Source organism: Streptomyces sp. NPDC033221 (assembly GCF_055577005.1).
The window spans coordinates 158,996-176,172 of record NZ_JBVIQN010000019.1 but is presented as its reverse complement, the minus strand read 5'-3'; the positions used below and the strand labels follow the sequence as shown (position 1 = coordinate 176,172).

21 protein-coding genes are annotated in these 17,177 nt (G+C 69.3%); 13 read left to right on the top strand and 8 right to left on the bottom strand.

The window, feature by feature from the left end; all coding sequences use genetic code 11:
* Positions 1-121: 121 nt before the first annotated feature.
* The 3 genes from ACZ53K_RS24625 to ACZ53K_RS24615 all read right to left on the bottom strand — a co-directional run bounded on the left by ACZ53K_RS24625 (position 122) and on the right by ACZ53K_RS24615 (position 2,765).
* On the bottom strand, positions 122-1,153 hold the full coding sequence (locus ACZ53K_RS24625) for an alanine racemase (protein ID WP_468840413.1): 1,032 nt from the start codon (positions 1,151-1,153) through the stop codon (positions 122-124).
* Between the two features lie 56 nt (positions 1,154-1,209).
* The gene (locus ACZ53K_RS24620; protein WP_468840411.1) at positions 1,210-2,328 is read right to left on the bottom strand and encodes a lipid II:glycine glycyltransferase FemX; all 1,119 of its coding nucleotides are present in this window, start codon (positions 2,326-2,328) and stop codon (positions 1,210-1,212) included.
* A 119-nt stretch (positions 2,329-2,447) separates the two neighbouring features.
* Positions 2,448-2,765 (bottom strand): hypothetical protein, encoded by a 318-nt coding sequence (locus ACZ53K_RS24615; RefSeq protein ID WP_468840409.1) that lies wholly within the window; start codon positions 2,763-2,765, stop codon positions 2,448-2,450.
* A 230-nt stretch (positions 2,766-2,995) separates the two neighbouring features.
* Between ACZ53K_RS24615 and rpsF the strand changes: the two genes are divergently transcribed.
* From rpsF to rplI, 4 genes are all read left to right on the top strand, one after another.
* A complete protein-coding gene (rpsF, locus tag ACZ53K_RS24610; RefSeq protein WP_003978891.1) occupies positions 2,996-3,286 on the top strand; it encodes a 30S ribosomal protein S6 in 291 nt (96 codons plus the stop codon).
* A gap of 78 nt (positions 3,287-3,364) precedes the next feature.
* Positions 3,365-3,955, top strand: coding sequence for a single-stranded DNA-binding protein (locus tag ACZ53K_RS24605; protein WP_468840407.1), 591 nt, complete (start codon positions 3,365-3,367; stop codon positions 3,953-3,955).
* A 106-nt stretch (positions 3,956-4,061) separates the two neighbouring features.
* Positions 4,062-4,298, top strand: a complete 237-nt coding sequence (gene rpsR / locus ACZ53K_RS24600) for a 30S ribosomal protein S18 (RefSeq protein WP_003978893.1) — start codon at positions 4,062-4,064, stop codon at positions 4,296-4,298.
* 18 nt (positions 4,299-4,316) lie between these two features.
* Positions 4,317-4,763: a 50S ribosomal protein L9 gene (gene rplI, locus ACZ53K_RS24595; protein ID WP_031007733.1), complete on the top strand. Its 447-nt coding sequence runs from the start codon at positions 4,317-4,319 to the stop codon at positions 4,761-4,763.
* 100 nt (positions 4,764-4,863) lie between these two features.
* Here rplI and ACZ53K_RS24590 read toward each other — a convergent pair whose 3' ends face one another.
* The gene (locus tag ACZ53K_RS24590; RefSeq protein ID WP_468840405.1) at positions 4,864-5,742 is read right to left on the bottom strand and encodes a trypsin-like serine peptidase; all 879 of its coding nucleotides are present in this window, start codon (positions 5,740-5,742) and stop codon (positions 4,864-4,866) included.
* A 39-nt stretch (positions 5,743-5,781) separates the two neighbouring features.
* Complete coding sequence (locus ACZ53K_RS24585) at positions 5,782-7,119, bottom strand: MATE family efflux transporter (RefSeq protein ID WP_468840403.1); 1,338 nt, start codon at positions 7,117-7,119, stop codon at positions 5,782-5,784.
* Between the two features lie 464 nt (positions 7,120-7,583).
* Here ACZ53K_RS24585 and dnaB point away from each other — a divergent pair, with 464 nt between their 5' ends.
* Positions 7,584-9,059: a replicative DNA helicase gene (gene dnaB, locus ACZ53K_RS24580; protein ID WP_031007727.1), complete on the top strand. Its 1,476-nt coding sequence runs from the start codon at positions 7,584-7,586 to the stop codon at positions 9,057-9,059.
* 64 nt (positions 9,060-9,123) lie between these two features.
* Here dnaB and ACZ53K_RS24575 read toward each other — a convergent pair whose 3' ends face one another.
* Positions 9,124-10,182, bottom strand: a complete 1,059-nt coding sequence (locus ACZ53K_RS24575; protein WP_468840401.1) for a zinc-binding dehydrogenase — start codon at positions 10,180-10,182, stop codon at positions 9,124-9,126.
* A 114-nt stretch (positions 10,183-10,296) separates the two neighbouring features.
* Between ACZ53K_RS24575 and ACZ53K_RS24570 the strand changes: the two genes are divergently transcribed.
* Positions 10,297-11,187 carry a LysR family transcriptional regulator gene (locus ACZ53K_RS24570; RefSeq protein WP_468840399.1) on the top strand — a complete coding sequence of 297 codons (891 nt, stop codon included), beginning with the start codon at positions 10,297-10,299 and terminating at the stop codon, positions 11,185-11,187.
* A gap of 243 nt (positions 11,188-11,430) precedes the next feature.
* On the opposite strand, the gene ACZ53K_RS24565 is transcribed toward ACZ53K_RS24570, so the two are convergent.
* Together ACZ53K_RS24565 and ACZ53K_RS24560 are read right to left on the bottom strand one after the other, a co-directional pair.
* Positions 11,431-12,552, bottom strand: coding sequence for an FAD-dependent oxidoreductase (locus ACZ53K_RS24565; RefSeq protein ID WP_468840397.1), 1,122 nt, complete (start codon positions 12,550-12,552; stop codon positions 11,431-11,433).
* A gap of 95 nt (positions 12,553-12,647) precedes the next feature.
* Positions 12,648-13,541, bottom strand: coding sequence for an NADP-dependent oxidoreductase (locus ACZ53K_RS24560; RefSeq protein ID WP_468840395.1), 894 nt, complete (start codon positions 13,539-13,541; stop codon positions 12,648-12,650).
* A gap of 71 nt (positions 13,542-13,612) precedes the next feature.
* On the opposite strand from ACZ53K_RS24560, the gene ACZ53K_RS24555 reads away from it, so the two are divergent.
* The 7 genes from ACZ53K_RS24555 to ACZ53K_RS24525 all read left to right on the top strand — a co-directional run bounded on the left by ACZ53K_RS24555 (position 13,613) and on the right by ACZ53K_RS24525 (position 17,168).
* Positions 13,613-14,197, top strand: coding sequence for a TetR/AcrR family transcriptional regulator (locus ACZ53K_RS24555; RefSeq protein ID WP_468840393.1), 585 nt, complete (start codon positions 13,613-13,615; stop codon positions 14,195-14,197).
* Between the two features lie 166 nt (positions 14,198-14,363).
* Positions 14,364-14,972, top strand: coding sequence for a hypothetical protein (locus ACZ53K_RS24550; protein ID WP_468840391.1), 609 nt, complete (start codon positions 14,364-14,366; stop codon positions 14,970-14,972).
* 160 nt (positions 14,973-15,132) lie between these two features.
* Positions 15,133-15,471, top strand: coding sequence for a YunG family protein (locus ACZ53K_RS24545; protein ID WP_468840436.1), 339 nt, complete (start codon positions 15,133-15,135; stop codon positions 15,469-15,471).
* Between the two features lie 63 nt (positions 15,472-15,534).
* Complete coding sequence (locus tag ACZ53K_RS24540) at positions 15,535-15,738, top strand: MerR family transcriptional regulator (RefSeq protein ID WP_468840389.1); 204 nt, start codon at positions 15,535-15,537, stop codon at positions 15,736-15,738.
* The gene (locus ACZ53K_RS24535) at positions 15,735-16,250 is read left to right on the top strand and encodes a DNA polymerase III subunit beta family protein (RefSeq protein WP_468840387.1); all 516 of its coding nucleotides are present in this window, start codon (positions 15,735-15,737) and stop codon (positions 16,248-16,250) included. Before ACZ53K_RS24540 ends, ACZ53K_RS24535 begins: the two co-directional genes overlap by 4 nt.
* A 23-nt stretch (positions 16,251-16,273) precedes the next feature.
* Positions 16,274-16,453, top strand: a complete 180-nt coding sequence (locus ACZ53K_RS24530; protein ID WP_468840385.1) for a hypothetical protein — start codon at positions 16,274-16,276, stop codon at positions 16,451-16,453.
* Between the two features lie 13 nt (positions 16,454-16,466).
* Complete coding sequence (locus tag ACZ53K_RS24525; RefSeq protein WP_468840383.1) at positions 16,467-17,168, top strand: hypothetical protein; 702 nt, start codon at positions 16,467-16,469, stop codon at positions 17,166-17,168.
* The last annotated feature ends 9 nt before the right edge of the window (positions 17,169-17,177 follow it).

Genomic DNA, 17,177 nt, shown 5'->3' with positions numbered 1-17,177 from the left:
TGTGAGAAGCACACAGCCGACACCCCCCCCCACCCCCCCCCCCCCCCTCCCCCCCCCCCCCCCCCCCCCCCCCCCCCCCCCCCCCCGGGCCCGGTGCTGTTCCGTGGGAAGTGGCCGCGGCTCAGCGGTCCACGATGCGGTCGTACTGCGTCGTGGTGTGCCGCAGATGCGCCACCAGTTCCTCGCCGACCTGGGGCTCGGGGGCGTCCCCCGGCACGAAGAGGATGGAGACCTGCATGTGCGGAGGCTCCGCGAACCACCGCTGCTTGCCCGCCCACACGTAGGGCGAGAGATTGCGGTTGACGGTCGCCAGGCCCGCGCGCGCCACGCCCTTGGCACGGGGCATCACACCGTGGAGCGCCTTGGGCGACTCCAAGCCCACCCCGTGCGACGTACCGCCGGCCACCACGACCAGGTAGCCGTCCGAGGCGGCCTTCTGCTGGCGGTAACCGAAGCGATCACCCTTGCCGACCCGGGTGACGTCCAGGACCGAGCCGCGGTACTCGGTGGCCTCGTGGTCACCGAGCCACAGGCGCGTACCGATCCGCGCGCGGAACCGCGTCTGCGGGAACTGCTGCTGGAGACGGTGCAGCTCGTCGGCCTTGAGGTGGCTGACGAACATCGTGTGCAGCGGCAGGCGGTTGGCTCGCAGCCGGTCCATCCAGCCGATGACCTCCTCCACCGCGTCGGAGCCGTCGGTACGGTCCAGCGGCAGGTGGATGGCGAAGCCCTCCAGCCGTACGTCCTCTGTGGCCGCGGCCAGCTTCGGCAGATCCTCGGGCAGCACGCCGTGGCGCTTCATGCTGCTCATGACCTCGATGACCACCCGGGCGCCCACCAGGCCGCCCACGCCCTCAACCGAGGAGACCGAACGGATGGCGCGGTCCGGCAGCGGAACCGGTTCCTCACCGTGCCGGAAGGGCGTCAGCACGAGCAGGTCACCGCTGAAGTAGTCCTTCATGCGAGCCGCTTCGTACGTCGTGCCCACGGCGAGGAGGTCGGAACCGAGCAGGGTCGTCTCCTCGGCGAGGCGCTCGTGCCCGAAGCCGTAGCCATTGCCTTTGCAGACCGGGACGAGCCCCGGGAACTGCTGCAGAACGCTCTGCTGGTGTGCCCGCCAGCGCGCGGTGTCGACGTAGAGAGTGAGCGCCATGCCGGGCCCGAAACCTTTCTCGTGGCTGCGTTGCGGTCGATCAGGGGGTGTGGCGGTCAGCGGCGCGACATGTAGATGTCGAGCGCCTTGTGCAGGAGCTTGTTGAGCGGGAAGTCCCACTCGCCCAGGTACTCGGCTGCTTGCCCGCCCGTGCCCACCTTGAACTGGATGAGGCCGAAGAGGTGGTCGTTCTCGTCGAGCGAGTCGCTGATGCCGCGCAGGTCGTACACGGTGGCGCCCAGTGCGTAGGCGTCCCGCAGCATCCGCCACTGCATGGCGTTGGACGGCCGGACCTCACGGCCGATGTTGTCCGAGGCGCCGTAGGAGTACCAGACGTGACCGCCGACGACCAGCATCGTCGCGGCGGAGAGGTTCACGCCGTTGTGCCGGGCGAAGTACAGCCGCATGCGGTTGGGGTCCTCGGTGTTGAGGGCTGCCCACATCCGCTGGAAGTAGCTGAGCGGCCGCGGCCGGAAGTGGTCGCGCACCGCGGTGATCTCGTACAGGCGCTGCCACTCGGCGAGGTCTTCGTAGCGGCCCTGGACGACCTCGACGCCGGCCTTCTCGGCCTTCTTGATGTTGCGGCGCCACAGCTGGTTGAAGCCCTTGTGGACATCCTCCAGCGAGCGGTTCTCCAGCGGCACCTGGAAGACGTACCGGGGCTGCACGTCACCGAAACCGGCCCCGCCGTCCTCACCCTGCTGCCAGCCCATCCGGCGCAGCTTGTCGGACACCTCGAAGGCGCGCGGCTCGATGTGGGTGGGCTCGACGTCACGCAGGCGCTTGACGTCCGGGTCCTGGATCCCGGACTTGATCGCGGCGGAGTCCCAGCGCCGGATGATCACGGGCGGGCCCATCTTCACCGAGAAGGCGCCCTGCTGCTTCAGGTGCGCCAGCATCGGCTTGAGCCAGTCCTCCAGGTTCGGCGCGAACCAGTTGATGACCGGCCCCTCGGGCATGTACGCGAGGTACCGCTTGATCTTGGGCAGCTGGCGGTAGAGAACCAGGCCCGCGCCGACCAGCTGACCGGTCTTGTCGAACCAGCCCAGGTTCTCCGAGCGCCATTCGGACTTCACATCGGCCCAGGCCGGGACCTGCATGTGGCTCGCCGAAGGCAGGCTCTGGATGTACGCCAGATGCTGCTCTCGGCTGATGGTCCTCAGGGTCAGGCTCATGCGGGGCGCTCCTCGGCAGGTTTGTCCCCAGGGTCGGGGCTCCGGCTCTCGCGCCGAAGCCTACTGCGACAAAGGAGCGCCCCGTTTGGGCGAAGGGGGGTGGAGCCCCCACCGCCCGGCTAGCCGAGCAGCCCGCCGAAGAGACCACCGTGTGCCATGCCCAGGAAGAAGCCGACCGCGGCGGCTCCCAGGCCGATGATCAGCAGGAAGCGCTCGCCGGTCGTCGCGGAGATGAACTGTCCCCACGCGCCGGTGCCGATGCCGATCAGTCCCGTCCAGGAACTCAGCAGGTGAAGGTGGTGGAAATGGGCGGTGCTGAAGGCGATCACGCCGAACAACAGCGTCACGGCGACGAGGGCGTTCTCGCGGGGATGGGCCTTGCCGTCGCTGTTCAGAAGGGAGAGGAGGCCGTGCTGCGGCCGGACTGCCTGTGCCATGCGGCACCTCCGATGCCAGGGCGGCGAACTGTAACGCCGCTCACACCCGTTGTGTTCCAGATTGGGGGGATCAGCCTCCGGATTTCAACCGGAAGCCAGGAGCCGGGTACTCTGTACAGTCTGCGCCCACGTCTGCCCAGGTTGCCTGGCCAGACCGGGTGCGGAACGCATCATGACCCTCCTGCCACGGAACGACCGTGGCCGCTGAGTCCAAAGGAGGTGGGTTCTACATGCGTCACTACGAGGTGATGGTCATCCTCGACCCCGATCTCGAGGAGCGCGCTGTCTCCCCGCTGATCGAGAACTTCCTCTCCGTCGTCCGTGAGGGCAACGGAAAGGTCGAGAAGGTCGACACCTGGGGCCGTCGTCGTCTCTCGTACGAGATCAACAAGAAGCCCGAGGGCATCTACTCGGTCATCGACCTGCAGGCCGAGCCTGCGGTCGTCAAGGAACTCGACCGTCAGATGAACCTGAACGAGTCGGTCCTCCGGACCAAGGTCCTCCGTCCCGAGACCCACTGAACGCATCAGCGTCAGCGGTAACCGGGTTCGAGTAGCAACACCAGCAGCCAGCAGCACACCCGCCGAGAGGTTCCCCTAATGGCAGGCGAGACCGTCATCACGGTCGTCGGCAATCTTGTCGACGACCCCGAGCTGCGCTTCACCCCGTCCGGTGCGGCGGTCGCGAAGTTCCGCGTCGCGTCCACCCCCCGCACCTTCGACCGTCAGACCAATGAGTGGAAGGACGGCGAGAGCCTGTTCCTGACCTGCTCGGTGTGGCGTCAGGCGGCGGAGAACGTCGCCGAGTCCCTCACGCGGGGCACTCGCGTGATCGTGCAGGGCCGCCTGAAGCAGCGGTCGTACGAGGACCGCGAGGGCGTCAAGCGCACGGTCTACGAGCTCGACGTCGACGAGGTCGGCGCCAGCTTGCGCAATGCCACGGCCAAGGTCACCAAGACCTCGGGCCGCGGTGGCCAGGGCGGCGGCTTCGGCGGCGGCCAGCAGGGTGGCGGTGGCCAGGGTGGCGGCGGTTGGGGCGGCGGCCCCGGCGGCGGCCAGGGCGGCGGTGCTCCCGCCGACGACCCGTGGGCGACCGGTGCCCCTGCAGGCGGCGGCCAGCAGGGTGGCGGCGGTGGCGGTGGCTGGGGCGGCGGCTCCGGCGGTGGCTACTCGGACGAGCCGCCCTTCTAGGTCCTACGACCGGCCCGTACGCACGCTGTTTCACGTGAAACAGCGTGAAACGACCGGGGGCCTGAGGGCGTCAGCACAAACTTCTTGAACTCACTGGAGAGAGACAATGGCGAAGCCGCCTGCTCGCAAGCCTAAGAAGAAGGTTTGCGTGTTCTGCAAGGAGAAGATCTCCTACGTCGACTACAAGGACACGAACCTGCTGCGGAAGTTCATCTCCGACCGCGGCAAGATCCGTGCCCGCCGGGTGACCGGCAACTGCACCCAGCACCAGCGTGACGTCGCCACGGCCGTGAAGAACAGCCGTGAGATGGCGCTGCTGCCCTACACCTCCACCGCGCGATAAGGGAAGGGTGACCGACTCATGAAGATCATCCTCACCCACGAGGTCTCCGGCCTCGGCACCGCCGGCGACGTCGTTGACGTCCGTGACGGTTACGCCCGTAACTACCTGGTCCCGCGTGGTTTCGCGATCCGCTGGACCAAGGGTGGCGAGAAGGACGTCGAGCAGATCCGTCGCGGTCGCAAGATCCGCGAGATCGCGTCGGTCGAGCAGGCCAACGAGGTCAAGGGCCAGCTCGAGGGCGTCAAGGTGAAGCTGGCCGTGCGTGCCGGCGACGCCGGTCGCCTGTTCGGCTCCGTCACGCCGGCCGACGTCGCCTCGGCGATCAAGGCCGCCGGTGGCCCCGACGTGGACAAGCGCCGCGTCGAGCTCGGCTCGCCGATCAAGACCCTGGGCGCGCACCAGGTGTCCGTGCGCCTGCACAGCGACGTTGTCGCGAAGCTGGGCGTCGAGGTTGTCGCCGCCTGATAGCAGCGACATAGCACCACGCGAAAGGGCCGCACTCCGGAGACGGGGTGCGGCCCTTTCGCGCGTGCCGGCTGCTCCGGCGGGGCTACGACACAGGCGCTCAGCCCTCGTCCTCGTCCTGAGCCCGCTTGTAGAGGTCGGCGACAGCGTCACCGAAGTACGCGGCGTAGGACACGTCGTCCTCGTCACCGCCGCCCTGATGCCCGCCCAGGACGCCGATCACGGTCCCGGTGTGGCTCTTGGGGTCATAGTCGGCCAGCCAGGGGCTGCCGCTCGTACCGCCCGCGAAGTCGGTGCACTGGACGCGCATCTGGGTGTCGCTGAACCTCGTCGCGCGGTTGTGGCAGGAGATCGGTGTCTCGCTGCTGGTGGGGTAGCCGGTGATCTTGACGTCATTGTCGAATCCGGGATCGATGCCGAGGGTGTTGCCGCCCAGCACGTCCTGGATCTGCTTGCCGTCCTTGCTCCCGAGGACCAGGAAGGCGACGTCCATGTCCTCGTCCTGGGACTTGGCCCAGCGGTCGTCGACGACGACCTTCTCGACCTTCCACAGACCGTTCGGCTCCTTGCCGTCACGGTAGTCCGGCGCGAAGACGAGATCGCTGACGGGCTCGCCGGCCTCGGAGTCGAAAGCACAGTGCGCCGCGGTGATCAGCATGTTCCGGCCGGGGCTCTGTACGACGCTGGCGGTGCAGAAGTGATCGCCGGTGTCGTCCTTCTCGAAGATCGCGCCCACCCGGGCGTTCTGCTCGGTGCTGCGCGGGGTGTACGCACTGCCGTCGTCCGCGGGCGCCGTGGCGGACGGGTCCTGGTCCTGGGGGTCCTTGCCCGCCTCACCCGACTTGCCGTAGCTGCTCCGCAGGGAGCCGTTGCTGCGGCTGCTCGTGTCGGCTTCCTGAGAGGCATAGCCCACGAGGACGCCGGCCCCGATGACGGTCAGCGTCAGGGGCAGGACGATCTTCCTGGCAAGCGGGCGCACACGGTCATTATCAACACGGGGCGGTTGTTTCGGGTGGCTTCAACGCGAGGCTCCTGTCACAATCCAGCGGCCCGACCGGGTGCGCGCCCACAATGTCAGCATCCGCACGGTCATCATCAGCGCCATGGCCCACCAGAGGGCGGTCAGACCGCCACCGAAGACCGGGACCAGCAGCGCGGCAGGGGCGAACAGGGCCAGGGTCACGAGCATTGCCCAGGCCAGGTAGGGGCCGTCGCCGGCGCCCATGAGCACGCCGTCGAGGACGAAGACGATGCCGGCGACCGGTTGGGTGAGGGCGACCACCAGGAGCGCGGGCAGCAGGGCGTCCTTGACGGCGGGGTCTGCGGTGAACAACGGCATGAACAGCGGCCGGGCGAGCACGACGAGCAGTCCGAGCACCACACCGGAGGCGACGCCCCACTGCACCATGCGCCGGCAGGCTGCCCTGGCACCGGCCACGTCGTCGGCGCCCAGGTAGCGGCCGATGATCGCCTGACCGGCGATGGCGATGGCGTCCAGGGCAAAGGCCAGCAACGACCACAGGGTGATGACGATCTGGTGAGCGGCCACTTCGGTGTCCCCGAGGCGGGCGGCGACGGCGGTCGCGATCATCAGGACCGCGCGCAGCGAGAGCGTACGCACCAGCAGCGGTACCCCGGCCTGGGCGCATGCGCGGATACCGGCGGCGTCCGGCCGGAGGGAGGCGCCGTGCCGTCGAGCGCCCCGCACCACGACGGCCAGGTAGACGGCGGCCATGCCGCACTGGGCGATGACCGTGCCCCAGGCGGAGCCGGCGATGCCGAGCCCGGCGCCGTAGACCAGGGCGATGTTCAGGGCCGCGTTGACGGAGAAGCCGCCGATGGCGACGTACAGCGGGGTCCGGGTGTCCTGGAGGCCGCGCAGTACGCCGGTGGCCGCCAGCACCACGAGCATCGCCGGAATGCCGAGGGCGCTGATCCGCAGATAGGTGACGGCGTACGGGGCGGCGGTGTCCGAGGCGCCGAAGATGTCGACGAGCCAGGGCGCGGTGGGCAGGACCGCGGCGAGTACGGCGGCACCCAGCAGCAGGGCCAGCCAGATGCCGTCCATGCCCTGCCGGATGGCGGCCGAGCGGTCACCGGCGCCCACCCGCCGGGCGACGGCGGCGGTGGTGGCGTACGCGAGAAAGACGAAGACCGAGACCGCGGTCGTCAGCAGCGGGGCGGCGACACCGAGCCCGGCGAGCTGCCGGGTGCCGAGGTGGCCGATGACGGCGCTGTCGACCATGACGAAGAGTGGTTCCGCGACGAGCGCGCCGAAGGCGGGCAGCGCGAGCGAAATGATCTCGCGGTCGTGGCGGCGGTCGGTGCGCCGCGGCTTCGCGGGAGCCTGTGTCATGCTGCCAATCTAATCTTCCACAGGTAAGTGACACAACTACTCTTCGGCCCTTACTTCGCGTCGGGTGGAGCGTTCTCCTCCGCGCCGTTTGGCCCGATCATGAACAGGTTGCCGAAGTTTTTCTCCCCCACAGCCTATGGATGGCAAAGGCGCAGGTCAGAAGGGTCTAGGTCGGCTGATTGTGTGTTTGTCCACAACAGTGTCCCCCGTGCCGTGCACAGGATCGGCGCACTTCTCCACAGGAACAGGCCCTTCGTCCACATGGCCTGTGGATAACCAGATTGGCGGACGGTGCGGACGGGCCTACCGTAGTCCGGCGCCTGGCCCCTGTTCCGGTCTGGGAACCCATCCGAACTCGACGCGCCGTAACCGGAGTCGGGCGTCTCGTTTGTCAGAGCCGTGCCGTAAGAAAGAAGGGCACAGCAAGGTCCGCGCCGCGGACGGGAGGAGGTGCCGGGGTGAGTATGCCCGAGCCCGTGGAGGACCCCTGGGCGGACGCCGGCCCCAGTGACCGGCTGCCTGCCGCGCGCTCCCGTAGGGGCGAGGGCAAGGGCCGGGGCCGCGACGACCGCCGCGACCGCGGCGGTGACGAGGAGGGCGGCTGGTCCTCCGGTGGCTTCGAGCGCGTACCGCCCCAGGACCTGGACGCCGAGCAGTCGGTGCTCGGCGGCATGCTGCTGTCCAAGGATGCCATCGCGGACGTCGTCGAGGTCCTCAAGGGCCACGACTTCTACCGGCCCGCCCACGAACTGATCTACCAGGCGATCCTCGACCTCTACGCGAAGGGCGAGCCGGCCGACCCGATCACCATCGCGGCCGAGCTGACCAAGCGCGGAGAGATCGCCCGGGTGGGCGGCGCGTCGTACCTGCACACCCTGGTCCAGTCCGTACCGACGGCGGCCAACGCGGAGTACTACGCCGAGATCGTCCACGAGCGGGCGGTCCTGCGCCGGCTCGTCGAGGCCGGCACCCGCATCACGCAGATGGGATACGCGGCCGACGGCGACGTCGACGAGATCGTCAACAGCGCCCAGGCGGAGATCTACGCCGTCACCGAGCAGCGCACCAGCGAGGACTACCTGCCGCTCGGCGACATCATGGAAGGCGCACTCGACGAGATCGAGGCGATCGGCTCCCGCCAGGGCCAGATGACCGGCGTACCCACCGGCTTCACCGACCTGGACTCCCTGACCAACGGCCTGCACCCCGGCCAGATGATCGTCATCGCGGCCCGTCCCGCGATGGGTAAGTCCACCCTCGCGCTGGACTTCGCCCGGGCCTGCTCCATCAAGAGCAACCTGCCGAGCGTGATCTTCTCGCTCGAAATGGGCCGCAACGAGATCGCGATGCGTCTGCTGTCCGCCGAGGCGCGGGTGGCCCTGCACCACATGCGCTCCGGCTCCATGACGGACGAGGACTGGACGCGGCTCGCCCGCCGGATGCCGGACGTGTCGGCCGCGCCGCTCTACATCGACGACTCACCGAACCTGTCGATGATGGAGATCCGCGCCAAGTGCCGCCGCCTCAAGCAGCGCAACGAACTGAAGCTGGTGGTCATCGACTACCTCCAGCTGATGCAGTCCGGCGGCTCCAAGCGCGCCGAGAGCCGTCAGCAGGAGGTGTCGGACATGTCCCGTAACCTTAAGCTGCTGGCCAAGGAACTGGAACTGCCGGTCATCGCGCTGTCGCAGCTCAACCGTGGCCCCGAGCAGCGCACGGACAAGAAGCCGATGGTGTCGGACCTGCGTGAATCGGGTTCCATCGAGCAGGACGCGGACATGGTCATCCTGCTGCACCGCGAGGACGCGTACGAAAAGGAATCACCCCGCGCCGGCGAAGCCGACCTGATCGTGGCAAAGCACCGTAACGGTCCGACAGCGACGATCACTGTGGCCTTCCAGGGCCACTACTCGCGATTCGTGGACATGGCACAGACCTGATCGGTTTCGTGCGGCGTCTCAGGTTTCGCTGCACGGTCTCATGGCCGACTGCACAACAACGACGTCACGGCTCCACCAGGACCGCTCCCACGTGGCAGCCTTCGACCAGTTCGCGCAGGGCCCGGGGAGCGTTGTCGAGGCCGTGCAGCCTGGAGTGCGGGAAGGTCAGCGTGCCGGCGCGGAGCCCGGCGCCGAACTGTCGGTACCACTCGGGGATCAGGTCGAGGTGGTCCGCATGAAGGACGGTGCCGCGCAAGGTGATGCCCCGGGTCAGCAGAGAGAAGGTGTCGATGGCCGTCGTGGGTGAGCCGGAGCCCGCGAGCTGGGCACCCAGCGCCCCGACGAGGGCGATGCGGGCGCCGCGGTTGGCGACGGCGATGGACGCCTGCAGCTGCTCGCCGCCGACGTTGTCGATCACCGCGTCGACGCCCTCCGGAGCCACGGCGCGCAGTTGTTCCTCGATGGAGCCCGCGCCGCGGAGGACGACGGCGTCGTAGCCGAGTTCATCGCGCAGGATGTCCGCCTTCCGCTGCGAGCCGGCGCTGCCGACGACCCGTCGGGCCCCGCGGAGTCGGGCGGCCTGCCCGGCGAGGGACCCCACACCGCCCGCGGCGCCGCTGACGAAGACCGTGTCCCCGGGTTGTACCTCGGCTCCGCGGGTGACGCCCATCCAGGCCGTGGGGCCCTGGGACAGGTAGGCGGCCGGGTCGGGCAGCAGGCCGGGGTCGACACGCTGTGCGGCGGAGGCGTCCACCAGGGCGTACTCGCGCCAGCCCAGATCGTGTTGCACGAGGTCACCGGGGGTGAAGCCGGTGCCGGGGGCGGCTACGACTTCGCCGATCGCGGGGCCGTACAGCGGCTCACCGAGCGCGAAGGGGCGCATCGGCACGTCAGTCGTCTCGTCCATGAGCGTCCGCATGACGGCGGCCACGCTCATCACCTCGGTGCGTACGAGGAGCTGGCCGGGCTCGGGGGAGGGAATCGGGGCCTCGGCGATCTCGAAGAGGTCGTCCGTGAGCGGCGCCCCCGGCGCGGGGCGGGCGGTCAGCCGGATTTCGCGGTGGGTGCGGGGGTCGTGGCGGGCGCGCGGGGTGTGGCGGCGGCCGGACGGTGCAGTGGTCATGATGGTCGGCTCCCGGAGCAGTGGGCTCGTACGCCTTCTACACTCCGTGGCTTGATGGATCACGTCCAACGAATGATTTTGCTCGCAACCATCATCACGAGAGATGCTCTGGGTATGGAACTGCGCCAGTTGGAGTGCTTTGTCGCGGTAGCGGAAGAGTCGAGCTTCACGCGCGCCGCCGGCCGACTGCACGTCGTGCAGTCGGCCGTGTCGGCGACGATCGCGGCCTTGGAAGGGGAGTTGCACACCAGGCTGCTGGAACGCACGTCCAGGCGGGTCGCCCTCACGGACGCGGGACGCGCGTTGCTGCCGAAGGCCCGGGCGGCCCTCGACGCCGTCCGGGACGCGCGTGACGCCGTCGACGACGTCAACGGTGGCGTCCGCGGCACCCTGCGCGTCGGGACGCTGAGTTCTCTCGGGTTGATCGACCTGCCGGCGCTGCTGGGCCGCTTCCACTGCGAGCACCCCGCCGTCTCCGTGCGCCTGGCCACCGCGGCGTCATGCGGCGGCTCCCCCGGGCTTGTCGAGGCGCTCCGCGAGGGCAGGCTCGACCTCGCGTTCGTCTCCATTCCGGGCTCGCCGCCGCCCGGCGTGCAGTGGACAGACCTCACCACTACGCCGTTGGACCTCGTCGTTCCTGCGGGGCACCGGCTTGCCGCGCAGAGCCGGGTGGCGCTCGGGGAGCTGGCCGATGAGACGTTCGTCGACTTCCCCTCCGGTTACGGCAACCGCGCCGTGACGGATCGCGCGTTCGCCACGGCCGGGCTGGAACGCCAAGTCGCCATCGAAATCACCGCCATCGGGGACGGCGCCGACTTCGTCCGCCACGGCCTGGGCGTCGCTCTGCTGCCTCGGGGCAGTACCGGGCCCGACGACGGCCTCGTCGCGCTGCCCATCACCGGGGCGGACCTCAACTGGCCGATCTCCCTGGTCACGCCCGGCGACCGCACCTCCAGTGCGGCGGCACGCGCCTTCGAGCGCTTGGTCGGCCAGCATCTGCGGTGACGCGGGGACCGTGTACGGGGGAGCCGAACCCGTCCGCGCAGGCAAGGCCGGCATCGACGGGATGTGCGGCAGAGGCGTCCAGCAGGGCGAACCTGCCTTGGTCCAGATCGTGTTGTACGAGGTCACCGAGGACGGAACCGGTTCCGGGGGCGCGCGACGGGCGGCCCGACCGGCGCCCCCAGAGTCCTCAGCTACCGCTCCCAAGTTTCGACTACCTGTCCTTGAGCCCGCACGACGCGTGGCTCATTCGATCCGCCCGCCCTGGGTGAAGAAGGTGATCACCTCCTGGGGCGTGGGGTTGTGGCCGACTTCGGCGGCGGCCGCGGCGCTGCGGGGGAACAGCGCTTGCTCGTATTTGGTGAGGGCGGTCTCGATGTCGTCGGTGTGTGAGGCGACGGCCTTGCCGAGTTCGGCGCCGTCCTGCATGGCCAGGTTGGCGCCTTCGCCGTTGGGGGTCGAGAGGTGCGCGGCGTCGCCGAGCAGGGTCACTCCCGGTGCCCGGTCCCAGCGGTGCCCGTTCGGCAGGGCGTGCAGGGGGCGCAGTACCGGTGCGGTCTCGCCGCCGGTGATCAGGGCGGTGAGTTCCGGTGCCCAGCCGTCGTATTCCGCCGCGATCCGCGCGGCGGCCGCGGCGGCATCGGTGAAGTCGATGGCGGCGAACCAGTCCAGCGGCTTGGCCAGTGTGAGGTAGGCGTGGAGGGTCCCGTCCTTCTCCCGGTGGGCCACGAACCATTTCCCGTGCTCGTCCGGGTCGACTGCCCCGAGCGTCCCGCCGCCGACCGCTTTCGCGGTGGCCGGGTGCAGGGAGTCGGCGTCGTGGAGGCTGGTCTCGACGAAGGACCGGCCCACGTATTCGGGTGTGGCGTCGGAGAGCAGCGGCCGGACTCGTGACCAGGCGCCGTCCGCGCCGACCAGCAGGCTCGTGACGACGGTGGTGCCGTCGGTGAAGGTCACCTCGTGACGCCCCTCGCCGAGGGCACGGGTGCTGCCGGCCTTGTGGCCCCAGCGGACGGTGCCGGCCGGGAGCGAGTCGAGCAGGATCTGCCGCAGGTCGCCGCGCTGCACCTCGGGGCTGCTGCCCGTGCCGTCGTCGGCCTTGTCGAACAGGACGGTCCCGTCCCGGTGGAGGAGCCGTATCGCTTGGCGGCCCTCCAGGACGATGCCGCGGAACTCGTCCATCAGGTCGGCCGCTTCGAGGGCGCGCCGGCCGTTGTGGTCGTGGATGTCCAGCATCCCGCCCTGCGCGCGGGCGGACGGTGCGGGCTCTGCCTCGTAAACCGTGGCCGGGATGCCGTGTACGTGCAGGACGCGGGCGAGCGTGAGGCCGCCAAGGCCGGCGCCGATGATCGTGACAGGAGTGTGCACAGGGGCTCCTACGTGTCGCACACCTGCCGGGGGCGCCGGCAGGTGTGCTGGAAAGAATCCGTTTCGCCGGGTGGTGCGACCGCGTGGGCGTCGGTTCAGATGACGATGACGCGGCGTCCGCGCGTGTGACCGGCCTGGCTGTCGATGTGCGCCGCCGCGGCCTCGGCGAGCGTGTATGACTTCTCGACCGGGATGCGGAGCTTGCCCCGCGAGATGAGATCGGCGGCCTCGGCGAGCGCGTCCGGCACGCTCCCGGCCACGCCGGAGAAGCGGACACCGAACTGTGGCGCCCCGATGTCGGCGATGGAGACCACCTTGTGCGGGTCCCCGGTGAGTTCGACGAGTTCGCGGAGTACGCCCGAGCCGGCCAGATCGAGAGCGGCGTCGACAGGGCCGAGCCGGCGCACCCGCTCGACCAAGCCGTCGCCGTACGTCGTGGCGAGGGCACCCAGGCTGCGCAGATAGTCCTGGTTCGCGGCCCCGGCCGTGCCGATCACCGTGATGCCGCGGTCGCGGGCGATCTGCAGCACCGCCGATCCGACTCCCCCGGACGCACCGCTGACCAGCAGCGTCTGCCCGGGCCGCACTCCGGACTGGCCGATGATGCGCAGCGCGGTCTCGACCACGGAGGGGTACCCGGCCGCCTCTTCGAACGTCAGGCCCTCGGGCATACGGGCCCAGGCCGACAACACGGCGAACTCGGCATAGGTATCGACTCCTTCGCCGAACACGTGGTCGCCGACCGCGACCCCTTCGACGCCTTCGCCGACTTCGTCCACCACTCCGGCGGCGTCCTGCCCGACGCCGGAGGGCAGCGCGACCGGATGGGCCCCCAGGACCTGGCCTTCCCGGAGTCTCCAGTCGACGGGGTTGACCCCCGTCGCCCGTACGGCGATGCGTATGCGGCCGGGGCCCGCGTGGGGCTCCTCGGCGTCGATGAGGTGCAGAACATCGGGACCGCCGAACTCGGCGTAGCTCACTTTCTTCATGGCGCCGACCGTAACACTAACGGTTAGCTTTTTAGAACTGTTACTCCTTTGGTGCTGATAGCGTGAGGTGTATGAATGAGCCGTCCGGACGCCGTGAACGCAAGAAGGCCGCGACCCGCCAGAAGATCGCGGAGGCCGCCCTGCGGCTCTTCCTGGAGCGCGGGTACGACGCGGTGGGCATCCGTGACGTGGCCGCCGAGGCCGACGTGGCCGTCACCACGCTCTTCTCCCACTTCGCCGCGAAAGAAGCCCTGGTGTTCGAACAGGACCAGGACTTCGAGCAACGCCTCACCCGGGCGGTCACCGACCGGGCGCCGCACGAGCCGCTCATCCCCGCGCTGCGCCGCGAAATCCTCGCCCTGGTACGGCACTGCACGGCGGACGGCGCCGCCCCGATCTGGCGCATGATCGACGCCTCACCCGCCCTGCGGTCCTACGAGGAGTCGATGCGGCTGCGCCACGCGGAATCAGTGGCAACGGCCATCGCCGCCGACCCCGGCCCGCCGCGGAGCACGATGGCCTGCCGGACGATCGCGAGGTTCGCGATCGACGCCTTCTCACTGGCCCGCGAGGCAGCCGACCCGGACGCCGCGGTGGACGAGATCTTCCGGATGATCGAGGCGGCCTGGGAGGCCAGCCCCTCCGGGGGCGCGTGAGGAGACTCTTCCGCCTTCTGCCGTCAAGGCGGCCGACGTCAGGCATAGGGGCCTGTCTGGACCTGTCTCGGCCCTGCCAACCCCGAGCGGCTTTTCAGGGGCGGGGAAGGGCCTCCTCGGGGTGATGCCTGATCTTTGGATGCGATGTCGCCGACAAGCTGGGCGCATGACAAAACGATCTCGGGGGATCCGGCGGACCGCACTGACGCGGCTGGCTTTCATCGCCGCACCGCTGTGCATGGTGGCGTACGGCGTCATCCGTCTCACTGACCCGGACCACAACCCGGGCCTTGCCTGGGCCGGTGGTCATATCGCCATGGTCGCTGGGGTGTTGCTGTTCGCCGCCATCTTCATGGGACTGCTGCGGATGGCGCCGGCGGCGGGCGCAGCCCGGCTGAGCGTCCGTGTGGCGACAGGGCTCGGACTGGTGGGGGTGGGGGCCGTCACCGCCCAAGGCGTCGTCGATATCGTCGTCGGTTTACGGGCTGAGGACCGAGCGGGGATGAAGCGGCTTTTCGAGGGCATCCAGAGTTACCCGGGTGTGAGGGCTGTGGTGTACACAGTCGGCCCGATGCTGTTCTACGTCGGTCTGCTGTGGCTGGTGGTCCAGCTCGCTGTGGAGCGCCGCGTCAGTCTCTGGCGACCTGCGCTAACGATGCTCGGCATAGCGATGATGGTGGCCGATCTCGATCTGCTTCCGCTTGGCGGGCTTTGCCTCTGCGTGGCGTTGTGCCCGCTGGCGAGGGTCGGAGTCGCCGCAACTCCGCCTGCATGACTTCGTACTTACCGGGAGGCGTCGTCCGGGGCCTCGTCTCGTCAGAATGATCAGGTGATGACCTGGATGCGCTGTTACTGGTCCGAACGCCTACGACGAGAAGTACGGGCTCACCGCGGAGCCTCCCGTCTCGGAGTGGGAAGGCCACAACCCCGAATCGCTGACCGAGGAGGCCTTCGAGGAGGTCTGGACCGTCGACAATCCCGCCCGGGGGCAGTGCGACATCACCGCACTCGTCGTGCACGACTTCTTCGGGGGTGAGCTCATGGTCGGCGAGGTGTACCTCGACGGTGAACAGCACAATTACCACTGGTGGAACCGGCTTTCCAGCGGTATCGAGATCGACCTCACGTACGAGCAGTTCCAGCGCGGCCAGGTGGTGTCCGGCGCCCGGGCCGTACCGCGGCCGAAGGGTGGCTGCCGCGTCGTGGGGAGGAGTACGAGCTGCTGCGTGGCCGGGTCGAGGCTGCGCTCGGTCGGACGCCCGCGTAGTAGATGACGGGGGCAGCGTTGCCGGTCCGACTTTGACCTTCAAGCCGCTTGAAGGCCCAGAATCGCGGCCATGGAGGAGAGCGAAGAACTGCTGGGCATCGGGGCGTTCGGGCGGCGGGTGGGCCTGACATCGAGCGCGCTGCGCTTCTACGACGACTGCGGTGTCCTGCGTCCTGTAAGGGGCGATCCGGTGAGCGGCTATCGGTTCTACGGGGGCGAGCAGGAGGCCCGAGCCGTGCTGCTGCGCAGGCTGCGGGGGCGGGGCTGCCGTTGATCGATGCCAGGGCCGTACTCGACGGGCGCGACACAGACGCCCGTACGGTGCTCTGCGCCCACCTGGAGCGGACACAGCAGACTGCGGACACCGCGCAGGCGCTGATCCGGGAGATGCTGCGTGAGCTTCCGGAGGGGGCTCCGCAGCAGCTCCGGGGGCGGGCTGGTGTCGGCGGCGCAGAGCTGTCCAGCGCGGTACGGCAGGTGGGCCCTGCGGTCGCGGACGCCGAGACACGTGCGAAGTTTCCGGTTCTGGGCTGCGTGCTGCTCGAACTCGGCGACGGTGAGGTGCGCTTGGTCGCCACCGACCGGTACCGGCTGGCGGTCCGGGTGCTTAGGGCGAGGGTGACGGGCGGTGCTCCGTGCAGGGTTCTTGTCGATGCCGGAGAGCTGGCGGGCATGGCGTCGTGGGCGTTGCGGCAGCGGCACATCGACGTTGAGGTGCGCGGTGAGGGAGGGGGCTTGGTCGGGGCGGGAGGAGAGCGTTACGCGTTCGAGGGCCGGTCGTGGTGAGCGCGTTCTGTACAGGGCCGGGGGTGCATATTGCCTTCGATCCGGCGGTGCTCGTCCCCGCGCTGGACGCGAGCGTCGGGCCCGACGTGCTGCTGGAGATCGCTTCCGGCACCGAGCCGGTGGTCGTGCGCTCCGCTGACCAGGGCAGCTTCACCACCTTGGTCATGCCGGTGCAGGTGCCTGTTTCACGTGAAACCGACTGAGGGGAGCGGCACGGTGGACCCGGAGAATCACGTGGTGCGGCTCTGTGTACGAGGCATGGAGGCCGAGGCGCGTCGGCTGTTTCTGTTGGGGTGGGAGAAGGCGAGCGATGACTATGAAGCGTGCATCGCCGCTCATTACGTGGCTCGGCACAACGACACGCCGGAGGACACACTCCGGTGGAATCAGGAGTGCCTGGACCGGGCGGACCGGGTAGGTGACGAGCGCGTCAGCGGGTTCTATGCATCCCTGTACGCGAACATGGCGCGTGCCCACCGGGAGCTGGGCGATGTCGCCACGGCGTACGAGTACTTCCGTCGTGCTGCCGAGCGAGTCGGGGAGGTGCCCGACGGCGACTACGGGATGTGGAACCGGTTCGCGATCGCTGAGGGATTGCGGGAGACGGCGGGCGCGTCGGTGGCCGGCACGCCGGCAAGTGGTGGTGCGCGAGGAAACAGTGATGCGGCGGATGCCGTGGGGGCGCTGCTGGCAGATCTGCTGATGAGGTTGTGCGAGAGTCACGACCTCAAGGCGTTGGGGCTGATCCTGCCGGCATATCTGGGGAACCTCGGCACTCAGGAGGACCGCGCCCGGCTACGTGCGGCACTGGACATGGTTCACGCGGCGCGATGGCTCCCCGCGGAGGAGCAGAAGACACTCGGGAAGGCCATTGAGGCCATCGCGGCGCCGGCAGCGGAGGCCGGGTGGGGCAGTTGACTGGGCGTG